This is a genomic window from Bradyrhizobium sp. SZCCT0148 (assembly GCF_018129985.1).
In the GTDB taxonomy this organism is placed as follows: domain Bacteria; phylum Pseudomonadota; class Alphaproteobacteria; order Rhizobiales; family Xanthobacteraceae; genus Bradyrhizobium; species Bradyrhizobium japonicum_H.
The window spans coordinates 68877-87451 of sequence record NZ_JAFCKT010000014.1; the positions used below are offsets into that span (position 1 = coordinate 68877).

At 61.8% G+C, this 18575-nt stretch carries 14 protein-coding genes and 1 pseudogene; 8 read left to right on the forward strand and 7 right to left on the reverse strand.

The annotated features are described in order from the left end of the window. The first annotated feature begins 41 nt into the window (after positions 1-41). Positions 42-824, forward strand: a complete 783-nt coding sequence (locus JQ580_RS28675) for an enoyl-CoA hydratase/isomerase family protein (RefSeq protein WP_212283931.1) — start codon at positions 42-44, stop codon at positions 822-824. Positions 825-957: 133 nt separating this feature from the next. Here the strand turns inward: JQ580_RS28675 and JQ580_RS28680 are convergent, their stop codons facing one another. Further along, on the reverse strand, positions 958-1386 hold the full coding sequence (locus tag JQ580_RS28680) for a GlcG/HbpS family heme-binding protein (protein ID WP_094972570.1): 429 nt from the start codon (positions 1384-1386) through the stop codon (positions 958-960). Next, a complete protein-coding gene (locus JQ580_RS28685) occupies positions 1379-4387 on the reverse strand; it encodes an FAD-binding and (Fe-S)-binding domain-containing protein (RefSeq protein ID WP_212283933.1) in 3009 nt (1002 codons plus the stop codon). The genes JQ580_RS28680 and JQ580_RS28685 overlap by 8 nt, the downstream gene beginning before the upstream one ends. 206 nt (positions 4388-4593) lie before the next feature. On the opposite strand from JQ580_RS28685, the gene JQ580_RS28690 reads away from it, so the two are divergent. Together JQ580_RS28690 and JQ580_RS28695 are read left to right on the forward strand one after the other, a co-directional pair. Continuing rightward, positions 4594-5793: a pyridoxal-phosphate-dependent aminotransferase family protein gene (locus JQ580_RS28690; protein WP_212283935.1), complete on the forward strand. Its 1200-nt coding sequence runs from the start codon at positions 4594-4596 to the stop codon at positions 5791-5793. 60 nt (positions 5794-5853) lie between these two features. Then, a complete protein-coding gene (locus JQ580_RS28695; RefSeq protein ID WP_212283937.1) occupies positions 5854-6651 on the forward strand; it encodes an enoyl-CoA hydratase/isomerase family protein in 798 nt (265 codons plus the stop codon). Between the two features lie 452 nt (positions 6652-7103). On the opposite strand, the gene JQ580_RS28700 is transcribed toward JQ580_RS28695, so the two are convergent. Beyond that, the gene (locus JQ580_RS28700; RefSeq protein ID WP_212283938.1) at positions 7104-7604 is read right to left on the reverse strand and encodes a hypothetical protein; all 501 of its coding nucleotides are present in this window, start codon (positions 7602-7604) and stop codon (positions 7104-7106) included. A 254-nt stretch (positions 7605-7858) separates the two neighbouring features. Further along, on the reverse strand, positions 7859-8212 hold the full coding sequence (locus JQ580_RS28705) for a hypothetical protein (protein WP_212283940.1): 354 nt from the start codon (positions 8210-8212) through the stop codon (positions 7859-7861). Between the two features lie 284 nt (positions 8213-8496). On the opposite strand from JQ580_RS28705, the gene JQ580_RS28710 reads away from it, so the two are divergent. The 4 genes from JQ580_RS28710 (at position 8497) to JQ580_RS28725 (ending at position 12730) form a co-directional block, all read left to right on the forward strand. Beyond that, on the forward strand, positions 8497-9483 hold the full coding sequence (locus JQ580_RS28710) for a Bug family tripartite tricarboxylate transporter substrate binding protein (RefSeq protein ID WP_212283942.1): 987 nt from the start codon (positions 8497-8499) through the stop codon (positions 9481-9483). 150 nt (positions 9484-9633) lie between these two features. Next, complete coding sequence (locus JQ580_RS28715) at positions 9634-10176, forward strand: tripartite tricarboxylate transporter TctB family protein (protein WP_212283944.1); 543 nt, start codon at positions 9634-9636, stop codon at positions 10174-10176. A gap of 11 nt (positions 10177-10187) precedes the next feature. Continuing rightward, complete coding sequence (locus JQ580_RS28720) at positions 10188-11705, forward strand: tripartite tricarboxylate transporter permease (RefSeq protein WP_212283946.1); 1518 nt, start codon at positions 10188-10190, stop codon at positions 11703-11705. Between the two features lie 158 nt (positions 11706-11863). Then, entirely contained in the window at positions 11864-12730 is an 867-nt protein-coding gene (locus JQ580_RS28725) for an outer membrane protein (protein WP_212283948.1), read from the forward strand. Between the two features lie 1155 nt (positions 12731-13885). On the opposite strand, the gene JQ580_RS28730 is transcribed toward JQ580_RS28725, so the two are convergent. The 3 genes from JQ580_RS28730 to JQ580_RS28740 form a co-directional block, all read right to left on the reverse strand. After that, complete coding sequence (locus JQ580_RS28730; protein ID WP_212283950.1) at positions 13886-14371, reverse strand: hypothetical protein; 486 nt, start codon at positions 14369-14371, stop codon at positions 13886-13888. A gap of 441 nt (positions 14372-14812) precedes the next feature. After that, positions 14813-16006, reverse strand: coding sequence for a CaiB/BaiF CoA transferase family protein (locus JQ580_RS28735; protein ID WP_212283952.1), 1194 nt, complete (start codon positions 16004-16006; stop codon positions 14813-14815). Positions 16007-16806: 800 nt separating this feature from the next. Continuing rightward, entirely contained in the window at positions 16807-17019 is a 213-nt protein-coding gene (locus JQ580_RS28740) for a hypothetical protein (protein ID WP_249134504.1), read from the reverse strand. Positions 17020-17276: 257 nt separating this feature from the next. On the opposite strand from JQ580_RS28740, the pseudogene JQ580_RS34005 reads away from it, so the two are divergent. After that, positions 17277-18545, forward strand: a pseudogene (locus tag JQ580_RS34005) (M10 family metallopeptidase); the annotation flags it as partial. Positions 18546-18575 lie beyond the last annotated feature (30 nt).

Below are 18575 nucleotides of genomic sequence, written 5' to 3' on the forward strand. Positions count from 1 at the left end.
GCAAATGGCTGCAAAACGGATGACAAGGAAGCGAGCGGACCATGACCGACACCACAGCAGTCGTTACCGAGAAGCGCGGGCAGGCGTTCTGGATCACCATCAATCGGCTGGAGAAACGCAACGCACTGAACGGCGAGGTCATCGCCGGCATCACCCAAGGCTATCGCGACGCGCATGACGACAAGGACGTCCGCGTCATCGTGCTGACGGGTGCGGGCGACAAGGCGTTCTGCGCGGGCGCCGATCTGCAGAATTCCGGCGCGGCTTTCGCGATGGATCATTCCAAACCAAATGTCGACTATGCCGATCTGTTACGTTTGTCACAGAACGCCACCAAACCGGCGATTGCGCGGGTCGGCGGCGTCTGCATGGCCGGCGGCATGGGCCTGCTCTGCATGACCGACATGGCGGTTGCGGCCGATCACGTCGTGTTCGGCCTTCCGGAGGTGAAGGTCGGCGTGTTTCCGATGCAGGTGCTCAGCCTGCTGCAGTCCATCGCACCGCCGCGCCTCGTCAACGAATGGGCGCTCACCGGCGAGCCGTTCGATGCCAAGACGGCCCAGGCTGCCGGCCTGCTCAACTACGTCGTGCCCACGGCCGAGTTGGATGCCAAGGTCGACTGGCTGATTGGCCGTATCGTCGACAAATCCCCGACCGCGATCCGCCGCGGCAAATACGCCATGCGTGCCATCGCCTCGATGTCGTTCGACGAGAGCATCGCCTACACCGAAAGCCAGATCGCGCTGCTCGCGATGACCGAGGACGCGAAGGAAGGGCTGAAGGCCTTCAGCGAGAAGCGAAAGCCGGTTTGGACGGGACGGTAGAGGGAGTGGCGCTGCTCTCATGTCCCGGACGCGCTGCAGCGCATTGGCGCTGCGGCGCAGAGCCGGGAGCCAGAGGGCGGCAGGAATAGGTGTGCGACGAGTCCAGGCTCTGCAGCGCCGCGCCGTGGGAATCTTACCCGGCGTTGGCTTTCAGCCCGGCAGCCTGGATGCCCGCCACCGCGCAGGCCTCGTCATTGTCGGAGGTGTCGCCGGAAACGCCGACGGCGCCGAGCAGGGTCGTGCCGTCCATGATCAGAACGCCGCCGGGCACCGGCACCAGCGCGCCCTTGGCGATGGTGTTCACGGCATCGATGAAATAGGCCTGCTCCTGGGCGCGCTGGAACAGAGCGCGCGAGCCCATGCCCATCGCGAGCGCGCCATAGGCCTTGCCGTGCGCGATCTCTCCACGCATCAGGCTGGTGCCGTCCTGGGCAGCCGCGAGCTTGAGCACGCCGCGCGCGTCGAGGATGGTGACGACCAGCGGCTTGAGCTTGAGTTCGCCGGCCTTCGCGAAGGCGGCGTCGAGTATCTTGCGGGCAGTGTCGAGGGTGAGATCAGCCATGGCTGGTTTCCTTTGCAGCAGTTGAGGTGGAATTGATTTCGGAACGGTCGAGGCTCATCGCCAGCACGCGCGCGACGTGAAGCGCCTCACGCTTCGTGCCGTCCTGGATCTGGTGGCGGCAGGAGGTGCCGTCGGCAACGACCAGCGTCGTCTGGTCCGCGCGCCGCACGGCGGGCAGCAGCGACAGCTCGGCCATCTCGATCGAGGCATCATAGGTGTCCGCGCCATAGCCGAAGGCGCCCGCCATGCCGCAGCAACTCGACTCGATGGTCTCGACCGCAAGTCCCGGCACCAGCCGCAGCACCTGCTCGACCGGCTTGAAGGCGCCGAAGGATTTTTGATGGCAATGGCCGTGGACGACGGCCTTGTGGGCGATGGTGCCGAGGGGCAGTTGCAGCCTTCCGGCCTCGGCGTCGCGCACCAGGAATTCCTCGAAAGTCAGCGCGTGCGCGCCGACCGCCTTGGCGTCGTCGTCCTTGCGCAGCGAAGAAAGCTCGTCGCGCAGCGTCAGCAGGCAGCTCGGCTCGAGGCCTACGATCGGCACGCCGCGCGCGGCAAAGGGCGCAAACGCGGCCACGAGACGGTCGAGCTCGACCCTGGCCTCATCGACGAGTCCGGCGGAGAGGAAGGTGCGGCCGCAGCACAGCGGGCGGCTGCCGCTCGACGGCTTCGGCAGATGCACGCGATAACCGCCGGCCGCGAGCACGCGCAGCGCTGCGTCGAGGTTCTCGCGCTCATAGATGCGATTGAAGGTGTCGGCGAACAGCACGACCTCGCGGCCATCAACAGGCCCGACCACCTCGGCGGCCGGCGCAAACACGTCGCTGCGGAAAGCGGGCAGGGCGCGGCGTGCGCTGATGCCGGCAAAGCGTTCGAACAGCTTTCGCAACAGCGGGCTGCGGTTGCGCAGATTGGCGAGCGGCGCTAGCCGGGATGCGAGGCCGGCATAGCGCGGGAGATAGCCGACGAGGCGGTCGCGCAATGTCAGGCCATGCGAAGCGGCGCGCGCGGCCAGCACCTCGATCTTCATCTTGGCCATGTCGACACCGGTCGGGCACTCATGCCGGCAGGCCTTGCAGGACACGCAGAGTTTCAGCGTCTCCATCATTTCGTCGGAGGAGAGCGCGCCGGGACCGAACTGGCCGGAGATCGCGAGCCGCAGCGTGTTCGCGCGCCCGCGCGTGACGTCCTTCTCGTTGCGCGTGGCGCGATAGGACGGGCACATCACGCCGCCCTCGAGCTTGCGACAGGCGCCGTTGTTGTTGCACATTTCGACCGCGCCCTGGAAGCCGCCGCCGGCACCGGGCCAGGCAGACCAGTCGAGCTTGGTCTTGAGCTCGCCGACACGATAGTCGGGCTTGAAACGGAACAGCGAGCGGTCGTCCATTCTGGGCGCATCGACGATCTTGCCGGGATTGAGCACCCCGTCGGGGTCGAAGCGGTGCTTCACCTCGCGAAAGTCGGCGACGAGGCGTTCGCCGAACATGGTCTCGTGGAATTCCGAACGCACCAGGCCGTCGCCATGCTCGCCGGAATGCGAGCCCTTGTATTCGCGCACCAGCGCGAAGGCCTCTTCGGCGATAGCGCGCATCGCCTTGACGTCCTTCTCCAGCTTCAGATTCAGCACCGGGCGCACATGCAGGCAGCCTTCGGAGGCGTGCGCGTACATCGTGCCGCTGGTGCCGTGCCTGGCGAACACTTCGTTCAGCCGTGCGGTGTAGTCGGCGAGGTGCGGCAGCGGCACGGCGCAGTCCTCCACGAAGGAGACCGGCTTGCCCTCCTGCTTCATCGACATCATGACGTTGAGACCGGCTGCGCGGAAATCGGCGATGCCGCTCTGCAATGCAGGCTCGGTGATCTCGACCACGCCGCCCCATTTGCGCTTGTCGTTGGTCCAGCCAAAGCCGAGATCGCCCATCAGGTCGGAGAGCTGCTTCAGTCGCACGAGGTTGTCCGCCTGGTCCTCTTCGGCGAATTCGACCACCAGCACGGCATCCGGATCGCCCTTGATGGCGGCATTGATGATCGGCTTGAACATCGCGATGTCCCGCCCAAGCGCGAGCATGGTGCGATCGACCAGCTCGACGGCGATCGGCTTGAGCTTGACGAGGTGCTGGGCCGCGTCCATGGCTTCGTAGAAGCTGCCGAAATGGCAGACGCCGAGCGCCTTGTTGCGGATCACTGGCCACAGCTTCAGCTCGACCTTGGTGGTGAAGGCCAGCGTGCCCTCCGAGCCGACCAGAAGATGCGCCATGTTGTTCCGCGTATTGCGCGGCACCAGCGCATCGAGATTATAGCCGCCGACGCGGCGCTGCACTTTGGGAAATCGCGCGGCGATCTCATCGGCTTCGCGCGCGCCGAGATCAAGCATGTCGCGGAACAGGGCGCGTGCGCTGTTGCCGGCGTCGAGATCGGTGAGATCGCGCGGGACCTCGCCGTAACGGCTCAGCGTGCCGTCGGCGAGCGCGGCTTCCATCGACAGCGTGTTGTCGCGCATGGTGCCGTAGCGCAAGGAGCGCCCGCCGCAGGAATTGTTTCCGGCCATGCCGCCGATCGTGGCGCGCGAGGCCGTCGAGACGTCGACCGGGAACCAGAGGCCATGCTTTCTAAGCTGGCGGTTGAGGTCGTCGAGCACGATGCCGGGCTCGACCACGCATGTGCGGCCCTCGACGTCGAGCGACAGGATGCGGTTCAGGTGCTTCGACAGATCGACAACGATCCCGTCATTGACGGTCTGGCCGCATTGCGAGGTGCCGCCGCCGCGCGGGGTGACCTTGCGGCCTGCGTCGCGGGCAATCGCCAGCGCCCGCAGGGCCTCGTCCATGGTCTTCGGGACGACGACGCCTGCCGGCACGATCTGGTAGAACGAGGCGTCGGTGGCGTAGCGACCACGGCTGAAGCTGTCGAACAGGACGTCGCCGGTGATTTCCCGGGCCAGACGCGCCGCCAGGCCGTCCTTTTGGGCCGATTCCGGTGAATTTCCAGCCACTTCCGCCGCCATGATCCGCTTTCGCCTGTTCGCAGGCACCGTCTTGCCTCCCGTCACGGCCCTTGGCAAGCGAGCCCTGCTTCCTGTGCATTGACGGACCTCGTCGGGCGAGGGACAAGCCCGGCGAATAGTGATATGCGAGCGGCTCGCGGGAGCCCCGAATCCGGGCCTCCCGACGCTCACGTCGAGACAAGCCTCAAAGACCGGGAAGGACGCCGATGACCGTGCACAGTGGAAGGCATTTCCTACAGATTCCAGGACCGACCAACGTGCCCGACCGGGTGCTGCGGGCGATGGACATGCCGACGCTGGACCATCGCGGTCCGGAATTCGCCGAACTCGGTTTTGCGGTTCTTGCCGCGATGCAGCGGGTATTCCGTACCAAGCAGCCCGTGATCATCTTCCCCTCGTCCGGCACCGGCGCCTGGGAGGCGGCGATGGTCAACGTGTTCAAGCCGGGCGACAAGCTCCTGATGTGCGAGACTGGCCAGTTCGCCGTGCTGTGGCGCGGCATCGCCGACAAGTTCAAGTTCGACGTCGACTTCATCCCAAGCGACTGGCGCCATGGTGCCGACCTCGCCGAGATCGAGAAGCGCCTCGTCGCCGACAAGCAGCACGCGATCAAGGCGGTCTGCGTCGTGCACAACGAGACCTCGACCGGTTGCGTGACGCCGCCGCTGGAGGTGCGCAAGTTGCTCGACCGCGTCAAGCATCCGGCGCTGCTGATGGTCGATACCATCTCCGGGCTCGGCTCGATGGAATATGAGCATGATGCCTGGGGCATCGACGTCTCTGTCGCCGGCTCGCAGAAGGGACTGATGCTGCCGCCCGGCCTCGGCTTCAACGCCGTTTCGGAGAAGGCGCTGGCCGTGGCCAAGGCCAACCCCGGCATGCGCTCCTACTGGGACTGGCAGGAAGTCATCAACTTCAACAAGCTCGGCACCTTCCCCTACACCCCCGCCACCAATCTCCTGTATGGCCTGCGTGAAGCCGTGAAGATGCTGGAGGAGGAGGGCCTGGAGAACGTGTGGTCCCGTCACAAGCGCCACAGCGCTGCGACTCGCGCCGCGATCAAGGTCTGGGGCCTGGAGACGCAGTGCGCCGATCCCGCCGCTCACTCGCCGGCGCTGACCGGCGTGCGCGTGCCTGACGGCCACGACGCCGACGCGTTCCGCAAGGTCGTGCTGGAGAACTTCGACATGTCGCTCGGCACCGGGCTGAACAAGGTCAAGGGCAAGGTGTTCCGCATCGGCCATATCGGCCACTTCAACGATCTGATGCTGATGGGCACGCTCGCCGGCGTCGAGATGGGCCTGGATCTTGCAAAGATCCCGCACCGGAGCGGCGGCGTGTTGGCAGCCATGGACGTTCTGAAGGGACGCGACGTGGTGCCGATGACCAAAGCCCAGGTCGCTTAGAGGCTCGGGTGGCGTGAAGGCCGGCCGGCCCAAGATCAACAAGAGTGAAGTGAGCGCGCGATGAACGCACCGATGACTGCCAACGAAGACCTGCTTTACTCCGTCACGGACGGCATCGCGCGGATCACCTTCAACCGCCCGCAGGCGCGCAACGCCATGACTTTCGCCATGTATGACCGCATGGCGGAGATCTGCACCGAGATCAATGCCGATCGTTCGATCAAGGCGCTGATCCTCACCGGCGCCGGCGACAAGGCGTTCGCCTCCGGTACCGACATCTCGCAATTCCGCGCTTTCAAGACCGCTCAGGACGCGCTCGACTACGAGGCGCGGATCGACCGCGTGCTCGGCACGCTTGAGCAGTGCCGCGTGCCCGTGATCGCTGCAATCGCCGGCGCCTGCACCGGCGGTGGCGCCGGCATCGCGGCCTGCTGCGACCTGCGCATCGGCACCGAGACGACGCGGATGGGTTTCCCGATCGCGCGCACGCTCGGCAATTGCCTGTCGATGTCCAACATCAGCCGTGTCGTCGCGCTGGTCGGTCCGGCCCGCACCAAGGACATGATCTTCAAGGCGCGGCTCGTCGAGGCACCGGAAGCACTGGCGCTTGGCCTGCTCAACGAGGTCGTGCCCGACGTCGAGACGCTGCAGCGCCGCGCCGACGAGACCGCAAAGCTGGTCGCCAGTCACGCGCCGCTCACGCTGGAAGCGACCAAGGAAGCGGTACGCCGCATCCGCCGCACGCTGTCGCGTGAAGAGGGCGAGGACCTGATCCTGAAGGCCTATATGAGCGAAGATTTCCGCGAGGGCATGGACGCCTTCCTCAACAAGCGCACGCCGGTCTGGAAGGGCAGGTAACTTAGGGATGCGGTTGCCTATCTTGCCGTCCCAACAAAGTATCCGTCTGCCTTGCCGTCCTTGGTGAATCTGGGGCAGACGCAAAAGCCTCCCGGTGAGCTCCCAGTTGGACACACGACCTCTGGTGTCCCCGGCGGCAGTTCGGATGCCTTCACGAGGCATTCCCGTTCAGGTTTTGGGTCCTGCGGCACGCCCTTCGCGAACACAAATGGATTATCACCGACCAGCATCAAGACAACCAGGACACCCTGAAGGAAGCTCATGTGTAGTCCTTAGAGCGGTGGCGATCGAGCCGTTCTTCAACAAGATCAAGCAATATCATCGGATGGCGACGCGGCACGAAAATCTGCCGCTAACTATCTCGCTCTTCAATCTTGCCTACTCAAACGATGGCTCGGCGCTGTTGAGTTTTGTCCTAGATTGACAGCGCAGAACCGAACGTGTGGGGAGCTTTAGATACATTCCTCGCGTCGATAAGTATTCAGCTGCGTCTGCGTCTCGCGAATTTCCTGGTAATTCGTCGCTTCATCTATGAGACTCATCGTGCATGAGCGTTCGAGCTGCTCGGCGATAATTTGGGCGCGGTGGGCGATTTTGTGCTGAGTAGCTTTTAGGACTCCAGCAATTTGCGCGCGCGCAAAGACATCACAGACCTTTGGGAGGAAATTCGGCGCGTAACCGAACGCCTTGACGCCCTGCCTGGTACGGAACTCGATCTGGTTAGCGATCGCAACAAGGTCGTCGCCGATAAAGGGCTCGAGACTCTGCACTGTCAAAAAAGCGGGGAGACTGACGCCGCTCCTGTAATACTGACGTCCCTTGGGTGGCCGCATGTGGCCTAGGCCCACCATGAGGCCGTTCTGAGTGATCACGCGCTGCCCATTGTCGAGGACCGCAACCTCAATCTCGATGACTCCGAATCTGAGGACGCCCTCAAGCGTTACTTGCGGCAAGTGTCTCGCCCAGCGGGCCTTGGCAGCTTTCCGAGCTATTTCCCTGCGCTCGTCACCTGATAGGGCGGCCGCCCTTGCAACGCCGCCAGCGGCTCGCGCGGGAACTCCCCACTGGACTTTCCACCGCGTTCTTCGCCGCTCGTGGTCGAGGTCTAAACTTACTTTTTTACGCGTATTCATACTTCACGAATATGGTTGAATCAGAAAATTGCAAGCGCGGCATTGTACAAAATGGGCTCTGTGAAGCGTCGCAACTACGCGGCGAGCAATTCCGGATCATTTAGGACGGCCTTGACACGCTCTGGTGACGGGCACTGCCAGGCTGCCGTACAAAATGCTCTCAGCATCATGTCTTTGCACCTGATTTGCGGAACCGGCCGAAATATGACCGCAAGGGCCTGCGCAACATTTAGTGCCTGGTAGATATTCCGCTCTTGGTAGAGCTTCGGACCAAGGACGCTTCCAAGCAGTCCGCCCCAAAAATTGTGCTTGTGCGAACGCATCAAGACGCCTTTCTTGCCCACGGAAATCCAGCAGGCGTCTCCGCTGTCCAGGATGATTGTCGCGTCGTGGCCAAATTTCTCGTTGATGTAAAGAAGTCGCGACATCACATTCCTACACTTCACGTCATCAAAAATTCTAATTATTCGAATCGAGCGCTGCTTTGAACGATTTGCATACCTCATCAAGACACCTAAAGATCGATCCTTCGATCCGGGCCCTTATGAGGCTAGCAGCTGCTTTTAGCCCAATTGAGCAAGGCTTGTCTCATTCCAAAGTCATAACGGGGATGACGTCGGATGGCTTGAACTTGGCCGAATTCGCCAGCACAATGGCCGCTGAATTCATCTCCGAATTTCCAAATCCGAACAAGAAGATAGGGAAGACGCCCGTGGGACATGGAACGAAGGCCGCGATTGCGCTGACAGTCGCGCTTTGCGGCACGCCGGCATTTGCCGGCTGGGAGCCGGCAAAGCCCGTCGAGATCGTAGTGGCGGCCGGCGCGGGCGGCGCCTCCGACCAGATGGCGCGGATGATGCAGGCCGCGATCCAGAAGAACAATCTGATGAAGCAGCCGATCGTCGTCTCGCTCAAGGGCGGCGCCTCGGGCGCGGAAGCGCTGATGTACATGAAATCGAGCGAGGGCGATCCGAACAAGGTGCTGATCGCCTATTCGCTGATCTACATGCTGCCGCTGTCGGCCAAGATCCCGTTCAACTGGCGCGAGCTGACACCGGTCTCGGTGATCGCGCTCGACCAGTTCGTACTGTGGGACAACAGCGCAGGCCCCAAGACGGTGAAGGAGTTCGTCGCGGCCGCGAAGGCTGCGAGCGCGCCGTTCAAGATGGGCGGCACCGGCTCCAAGCGCGAGGATCACGTGCTGACGGTCTTCCTCGAGCAGAAGACCGGCGCGAAGTTCTCCTATCTGCCCTACAAGTCCGGCGGCGAGGCGGCGACCCAGCTGGTTGGCAACCACACCGAGGCCAACGTCAACAACCCTAGCGAAAATTTGGAAGTCTGGCGCGCCGGCCAGGTGCGTCCGCTCTGCGTGTTCGACAAGGAGCGCATCTCCTACACCACCAAGGTGACCGACACCCAGTCGTGGGCCGACATCCCCACCTGCAAGGAGGAGGGCGTCGACGTGCAATACCTGATGCTGCGCGCGATGTTCCTGCCGGGCAAGGTGACGCCTGAGCAGCAGGCGTTCTACGTCGAGCTGTTCCACAAGGTGACGCAGACCGCCGAGTACAAGGACTACATGGAGAAGCAGGCGCTGAAGCCGATCTTCCTCACCGGCAAGGACATGGTGCAGTTCCTCGAGGAGGATGATGCCGTCAACAAGTCGCTGATGACCGAAGCCGGATTCGTCGCAAAATAAGCACATCCTACGCGTCATGCCCCGCGAAGGCGGAGCATCCAGTATCGTACGAAGCCCAAATACGGCTTCTGCACTTCGTACTGGATCATCCGCTCCAGTGTGCAATTGCGCACTTGGCGGATGATGACGTCGCACTTGATTTGGCAGCCCATGTCCCAAACCGATCTCGAAATCGTCGTCGACGATCCGACCGCGCCTGAAGACGACTCGCCTTCCGTCGTTTCGTCCGGCACGATCGAGATTGTCGTCTGTCTGCTGCTGCTCGCGCTGGCCGCCACGCTCGGCTACGACAATTGGCGCACCGGTGCGTCCTGGGATTCGACTGGGCCCGAACCTGGCTATTTCCCGTTTTACCTGTCGGTCATCCTCGGCGGCGGCAGCCTCTACGGCTTGATCATGGCGCTGCCGGCGCGGCGTGCGGCGTCCGGGACCTTCGTCACGCGTGCGCAGGCCCGCCGCGTGCTGGCGGTGTTCGTGCCGACGCTGCTGTTCTGTCTCGTGACGCAGTTCCTCGGCCTCTATGTCGCGAGCTTCCTGCTGATCTCATGCTTCATGCGCCTCGTCGGCAAGATCGCGCTGTGGAAGTCGCTGCTGACAGCCTTCCTGTTCACGGCGATCATGTTCGTCACCTTCGATGTCGCCTTCGACGTCATCATGCCGAAAGGGCCGCTCGAAGCGGCCTTCGGTCGCTAGGCGGTTTCGCGATGGAAGCTTTCGGTCTCCTGCTCCACGGCTTCGCCGTCCTGCTGACGTGGAAGACGCTCGTGCTGATGATGTTCGGGCTGGTGCTCGGCATCTTCGTCGGCGTGCTGCCCGGCCTCGGCGGGCCCAACGGCGTCGCGATCCTGTTGCCGCTCACCTTCACGATGGATCCGACCTCGGCGATCGTGATGCTGTCCTGCATCTATTGGGGCGCGCTGTTCGGCGGTGCGATCACCTCGATCCTGTTCAACATTCCCGGCGAAGCCTGGTCGGTGGCGACCACTTTCGACGGCTATCCAATGGCGCAGCAGGGCAGGGCGGCGGAGGCGTTGACCGCGGCGTTCACGTCCTCCTTCATCGGCTCGTTGGTTGCGGTGCTCTTGATCACCTTCCTCGCCCCGATGATCTCGTCCTTTGCGCTGAAATTCGGCCCGCCCGAGTTCTTCGCGGTGTATCTGCTCACCTTCTGCTCCTTTGTCGGCCTCGGCCGTGAGGCCAAGCACAAGACCGTCATCTCGATGTCGCTGGGGCTTCTGCTCGCCGGCATCGGCATGGATACGGTGTCGGGCAATCTGCGCATGACCTTCGGTTCGGCGGAGTTGCTCCGCGGCATCAACTTCCTGGTCGCCGTCATCGGCCTGTTCGGCATCAGCGAGATCCTGCTGACGATGGAGGAGCGGCTGGCGCTGCGCGGACACGCCGCAAGCATTTCGCTGCGCGTCGTGCTCGGCGTCTGGAAGGACCTGCCGAAATACTGGGCGACGCTGCTGCGCTCCTCCTTCATCGGCTGCTGGCTCGGCATCACCCCGGGCGGCGCGATCGCGGCGTCCTTCATGGGCTACAACCTCGCCAAGCGCTTCTCAAAGGATCCCGAGAGCTTCGGCAAGGGCCGCATCGAGGGCGTGTTCGCGCCCGAGACGGCGGCGCATGCCTCCGGCACCGCGGCGCTGCTGCCGATGCTGGCGCTCGGCATTCCAGGCTCCGGCACCGCGGCGATCCTGCTCGGGGGCCTGATGGTGTGGGGTCTCAATCCCGGTCCGCTGCTGTTCGTCGAGCACAAGGACTTCGTCTGGGGCCTGATCGCCTCGATGTATCTCGGCAATGTCGTCGGCCTCGTGCTGGTGCTGACGACGGTGCCGATCTTCGCCTCGATCCTGCGTGTGCCGTTCGCCGCGGTGGCGCCGATGATCGTGGTGTCCTGCGCGATCGGTGCCTATGCGATCCAGAACGCGATGTTCGACATCTGGCTGATGCTGGGTTTCGGCGTCGTCGGCTACATCTTCAAGAAGATCGGCATTCCATTGGCGCCGTTCACGCTGGCGCTTGTGCTCGGCAATCGCGCCGAAGATGCCTTCCGTCTGTCGATGATCGGCTCCGGCGGCGATCTCAAGGTGTTCTGGTCGAACGGTCTGGTCGGCTCGATTTCGACACTGGCGATCGTGCTGCTGTTCTGGCCGGTGGTCGACGGCGTGCTGTCCCGCGTCGGATGGACGCAACGGACAAAGGTCATGTCGCCGTAGGCATAAATCATTTAATTTCAATGACATAGCGCCGCGGTGTCGTTGTGGTCCGGGCTGCCACACGCCGCGATTGTTGCGGGATGTTGCTGCCGCAGCACAGCTTTGGGGCCGAAGCTGGCGTATGTTTCCAATCACAAAATCGTGCGGAGGGGTTACCCATGAAGCGGATCGTGATTGGAATGGCGGCGGCGATGTCGCTGTTCGCGACAGGTGCACTGGCTGCCGATCTCGCAGCGCGTCCCTATGTCAAGGCACCGGTGATGGACCCGGTCTGGAGCTGGACCGGCTGGTACGTCGGAGCCAATGCCGGATACAGCTGGGGCCGCTCACGCACGGATGTCACCTACAACAATACGGTCACTGGCGCGGTAATCGTGCCGCCAGCCGGCTCTGTCACCAGCGGCTCATTTGACATGAACGGTGCCGTTGCCGGTGGCCAAGCCGGCTATAATTGGCAGAGCGCCAACTGGGTGTTTGGCGTCGAGGGCGACTTGAATTGGTCTGACGAGAAGGGCCGCGCCGGCTTTAATTGCGCCCCCGCCGGACTTGCAGGCGGGGCCTGTGTTCCCGGCCTGACTTTCCTGCCCGCCGGCGCTGCTGCCGGTACCACGCTCGCGATCGATCAGCATCTTCAGTGGTTCGGCACTGTTCGCGGCCGTGTCGGCATCCTGGCGACGCCGAAGGTGCTTTTCTATGGCACGGGCGGTGTGGCTTTCGGCGAGATCAAGACCACCGGTACCATCGCCGGCTTCACGCCCGCCGGTGTCGCGGTCGCCTCGACCAGCTCGACATCGGACACGCGCGTCGGCTGGACGGTGGGTGCGGGAGTGGAAGGCAAGATCACTCAGAATTGGAGCGCTAAGCTCGAATATCTCTACATGGATCTCGGCCGCTTTTCCTCAGGACCGTTCTCGCTGGCGCCGTCCCCCACGATCGCGGCCAATGCGTCCTCGCGCTTCACCGATCACATCCTGCGCGCAGGCATCAACTACCAGTTCGGCGGCCCGGTGGTCGCCAGGTACTGAACTTAACAAAGGCGTCAAACAAGGAAGCAAAGCCCGGCCTCGCGTCGGGCTTTGTCGTTTCCTCGCCACCTCGCCAGAGCATCGGGCGGGCGGCGCCGATGCTCATGGGGCCTTGCGCTATTGGCGCCCACGCGATTCAGAGCGCGATTTTCGACACATGGCGTACTCGGCTTCGGAGGGGCTGGCTACGTCGTCAAGAAGATCGGCCTTCCGCAAATTGGTGCGCGAGGTCGAGAAAGAATCGGTGGTTCTGTTCTCGGTTGCTATAGCCTCCACAAGAGCCATCTTCGTGTTACGAGGGGGCTCGACAGGCTAGCTCGGCGATAAGATCGCTTGGTCGCTCATTGTGTAGATGGGCACCTACGACGTATGCCATGGCGCGATGATCTCGCCACAAATGCTACATGAGAGGTGCCCCGTCTCCGGCTTGGCGGAGGTTCTCATAGAACGCAAGTAAACGGACCGGCACACGGGGCAGACCATATGAGAGCTATTGCGCCTGGCCATGTTGCCCTGTGCTCTGACTAGAAAGTGGTTTGGCAGGCTATCGGGATGCCAGTAGGAGGCAGTTTCGCCGCTGTTCGGTTGATCATCCGGTCTAACAGCCGATCATCCGTGGTTTCGTTGAAACATCGCCCCCGCCGGCTGTGTGCATTATAGTTTGCCTGCAGCAGAAGGGGATCGAGGTTAAAGGTCCTTGGCTTACTCCGACATGCTTTCAGCGATCATGATCAGCCATGAGTGCATCCCAACTACCTTACCGTTCCCCCGCTTGTTCATCTGAATATCGCGCTGTTTGACATATACGGCCTTGGTTGAATAGCATTGGAGAGCGCAACTCCCAGTTCCGCCCGAAAGTCCGCCGACTTGGCTATTTCCCAAGAATTGCCCCAAGGAGTCGGCGGACCGAGGTGGTCGTAGACGGTCCTGGTTCAGCAACCTGTCCGGTACATCCAGCGAGCATCGTTATCTGCAAAACAACGCGTCTCCTCCCCGATGAGTTTGCAGTTCTCCAGGGCTCGAACTCACGGGTCTGCTTTGGGCCAAAACGGAAGGGTAGATGAAATAGTTGGTTGTCCGTTTGGACCCGAAGAGAGACTCCCATTCCTTATTGAATGACAAACCGAAAAGTGCGGTTGACGGTGCTGCCCGAAATCAATGGAAACTTCTCGCAAGTGCCGCAATCATTCCGGCAAATGCGAACTGCGAACCTACACCAAATAACCCCGTCAACGCGCGTTTTGAGTGTATCCACCAATGAAAGCGTTGGAGGGCATGAAGTAAGCCACGCGGGTAAAGCGTGTGAGCGAATTGCAAGGCGTCTGGCAACATCGCGGTGAAAGCGCCGATCGCAATCGTCCAAAATGATCCCTCAATTGCAAAGATCCAAAGTGCTAGGCCGAGTCCAGCGCACGCATCAAAGCTGATGATTGCAAAGTCGGTTAGAGTCGCGGTGCTGAAGGACAGACGGCGATTGCTAGCACCTTTGCCCAGGCTTATTGAGCGAAGTGGATAATCCCAATGCGGAATTGCATCGATGGCAAAATGGCTCGCGAACCCGGCGATTGCCGCGGCTGCCGGGTGAGATGGAAGTAGGCTGGCTACAGCGCCGCCGACGATTGCATGCGTGCACAAAATCATCTGATTATCTTATTCTGCCGGGACGCTTTGCATTAGGAATGATCGTAATTATCCCCTTCATCACATCGTTGTCCTCTCAGGTTGCTGTGGTTTGGCCCAAGAGCACCGTTCTCGGTCCACCGCGGCAAAAGAGGGTGTTAGAAGAGATAGGCTGACGATCGGCCTTGATCGAAACCGACCCTGTTTCAACGAAGCGCTGTTGGAGTTCCGCCGGTGTCGCGACGGGAGGCAGCGACGAGGGAACGTCGTTCCCTTATCCTCGCAGAGTGATTATCGAAGAAAATAGCTGCGAAGAAGCATCCGACAATCATCAAGCCACTAAAGATGGCCAAGAGCCAGTTTTGGATCATCTCGACCGTGTCCTCGTTTGATGCTCGCCTTTAAGAGCAGCGAGAGCCTGATGCGTCAAGTCAGAACGGGGCTGGGAGTATTCCCTCTTAATCATACCACTTTGGCGTTCCTGAGCCCTGCAATCTCGTCCACATCGAAGCCGAACTCTTTCAGCACCTCTTCGGTCTGCTCGCCGAAATCCGGCGGCCGCGCCACCATTCTACTCGGCGTGCGCGACAGCGTCACAGGCTGGCCGACCAGGCGGATGTGGCGGTCCTCGTCGTTCGGCACATCCTGGGCGATGCCGAGATGTTTGACCTGCGCGTCCTCAAACATCTGGTCGATGGCATAGATCGGCCCACAGGGCACGCCGGCCTCGTTGAGTTCGCGGACCCAGCTATCGGTCGACTTCGTCAAGGTGCGCTTCTCGATCTCCGCGTTGAGCGCGTCGCGATTCTTGGAGCGGGCCGGTGCCGTCGCATAGTCCGGATGGCTATAGAGCTCGGGCGCGCCGATCGCCTGGGCGCAGCGCTCCCAGATCCGTCCGCCCGTGGTGGCGATGTTGATGTAACCGTCTGACGTCCTGAACACGCCGGTCGGAATGCTGGTCGGGTGGTTGTTGCCGGCCTGCTTGGCGACCTCCTTCTCCATCAGCCAGCGCGCGGCCTGGAAGTCGAGCATGAAGATCTGGGCCTGGAGCAGCGAAGTCTGCACCCACTGTCCCTTGCCCGAAACCTCGCGCTCGAGCAGCGCGGTCAGGATGCCCATGGCGCAGAACAGGCCCGCCGTGAGGTCCGCGACGGGAATGCCGACCCGCATCGGGCCTTCGCCCGGCGCCCCGGTGATCGACATCAGCCCACCCATGCCTTGCGCGATCTGATCGAAGCCGGGCCGCTTGTGATAGGGGCCGTCCTGGCCGAAGCCGGAGATGCTGCCATAGACGATACGCGGGTTGACCGCGGCAAGGCTGTCATAGTCGATGCCGAGCTTCTTCTTCACGTCTGGCCGGAAATTCTCGACCACGACGTCGGCCTTGGCGGCGAGGCGCTTGAACAAGGCGAGCCCGCGCTCGTCCTTCAGGTTCAAGGTCATGGCCCGCTTGTTGCGGTGCAAATTCTGGAAGTCGGAACCCCGGCGAGGTCCGCCGGGCTGCTCGCCGCCGGCATCCTCGGTCAGCGCGTCGATCTTGACGACATTGGCCCCCCAGTCTGCCAGCTGCCTCACGCAGGTGGGTCCGGAGCGGACGCGGGTCAGATCGAGCACGGTGAAGCGCGACAGGGCTTCCGAGGCATGCGGGAAGGACATTCTGACAAACTCCAAAATTTCTCAGTCAGTGTAGTATAGAGGTTGACGGCCAAGAAAAGCTGAGCTGCGCAGGACTGTGTCCTGATCTGGTGAAGCGAAGAGCACACGTCAGGAGCACGCAATCGATTTGGCCTATTGTACGACTCGTCTCTCAGGCTCCTAAGCGGCTATGAGCCATGAATCTCGACGCAACTGAGTTGGGGAGGAGGCGAAGTCGAAACGGCGTTATCTATGAGGAACCATTTCGCTTCGGTAGTTGGCTCCTCACAGAAAATGTAAGTTGATCGGAATGAGCGCTGTCCCTAGTTAACCACTTGGCAGCGGCTTGGGGCAAGGTTGTTCAGCGAACGTTAAGCAGGAAAATGTCATCCTAATCATCCAGATAGGAGAGGTTGCTTTGTTAAAGTTGTTCCTTGTCGCCCTCGTTGGCGTAGTTCTCGCAACGGAAGCCACTGCTCAGGCGGTGCCGCCGCGCTGGAACTACCAGGGATCAGCAGTTTGTCCCGAGGGTTTTGACTTCGATGCCTATCAAGGTCTCTGTGTTGCTCGGGATTACGCTCCTCGTCGCTACGGCGGAAATTACTATTCTGGTGGGCCCCGGCATGGCATCCCTCCTCGTTGGAACCGGGCGGGCTCGGCGGTGTGTCCTCAAGGTTTTGACTTCCACGCTCGTTATGGGTTGTGCTTTCCGCAACCATAGGTGCCAGAATGCTTGGGCGACCGTAGGTAACGGGTTCCCTTCCAGTCACCAAACGTTCGAGTGGTCATAAGAACGCTACTGCGAATTTGCGCGGTGCTACTCACCTTGAAAGCCGCTTTAGTTGCACGCGGGCATGCTGCGCCGAAGAATTATCGCCGTGGCGCGCGATGAAGAGCTCGAGCGCCTCCCGCGTACCCTTCCTTCGAGCGGCCTCGTATTCCTCGGCCACGGCAATTTCAGGATCCCGGGCCAACGGTATGGCGGGCCCGCGCTCTGCCTTGAAGCTGTCTTCCGCGTTTGCCTTATTCATCATAGCAGCCAGTCCTCCGGAGGGTTGGTGGGATGGTCCGGCAAGCGCAAGCAGGGTGCCAAAAAGGCTGGCACATGAAACTCCTGCAAGTTGCGGCAAAGGCCCCTTGCCAGTGTGACTATGGGATTGGATGGCTAACGAAGCCTTATATAGAAGAACGCGGGAGCCGCTGCCCAATTTAAACCAAACGTTCAACTCTCAAGCTAGAAATATGTGCCGTCGCGGCGAATCACGCGCGATGCGTTGCTCTGGAGAGTCCTTTGGCTACCGCTGTTAACGTCAGTGCCACCAACAACGCCGAGATTGACGGTCTGCTGTCGGGCGCCAAATGGTCTGGCACCATCACTTACAGTTTTCCCGACGCAACGAGCGACTACGCCAATCCCTATAGCGGCGGCGACGGCGAGCCGACGACGTCCGGCTTCTCCGCGGCGCCCACGCAGATCCAGGCGGCGATCAATTACGCGATCGGGCTGATCCTCAGTTACACCAACGCCGACATCCAGTACGCGGGCACGAACGGCGCCGACATCATGGTCGCGCAGTCGCCGGCGGCCAATCCGACCGCCTACGCCTACTATCCTGGGAATTACGCGCCCGGCGGCGACATCTGGTTCGGCACCCAGTACAATTTCTCGCTGGCCAAGCTCGGCAACTATTACTTCACCACCGCGCTGCACGAGCTCGGCCACGCCCTCGGCCTCAAGCACAGCCAGGAGGCCGGAGGCCCGGCCAATGTCGCGGTGCCGACCGTGCATGACGACAGCGAATACACCGTCATGAGCTATCGCAGCTATGTCGGCGGCTCGACCACGTCCGGCTACACCAACGAAGCCTACGGATATTCGCAGACCTATATGGCCAACGATATCCTCGCGCTGCAGACGATGTACGGCGCTGACTTCACAACTCAGAACGGCAGCACTGTCTATACATGGAATCCGACCACTGGGCAGGAGTTCATCAACGGCGTCGAGCAACTCGCGCCGGGCGGCGGCGTCGGCGGTTCGGCCAACCGCATCTACGAGACGATCTGGGACGGCGGCGGCTTTGATACTTATGACCTGTCGAACTACACGACGAGCCTGAGCATCAACCTCAAACCCGGCGCCGCGTCGGTCTTTTCATCGACGCAGTTGGCATATCTCGGCGACGGCCATTACGCGTCCGGCAACGTCTACAACGCCTATCTCTACAACGGCGACGCCCGCGCCTATATCGACAACGCCATCGGAGGATCCGGCAATGACGCCATCGTCGGCAACGCCATCGCCAACACGCTGAACGGCGGCGGCGGCAACGACACTATCACCGGCGGGGCGGGCAACGACATCATCATCGGCGGCCCGGGCACCGACACCGCGGTGTATTCGGGCAACCGGGCCAACTATTCTGTCGCGTATAATTTGGCGACCCAAACGTTCACCATCGCCGATCAAGGATCCGGAGGACCCGACGGCATCGACACTGTAACAGGCATAGAGAATTTTCAGTTTGCCGATAGCCGTATCTCAAGCGACACATTAGCGGCCCAAGTTAATCCGGACCGCGAGGTATTG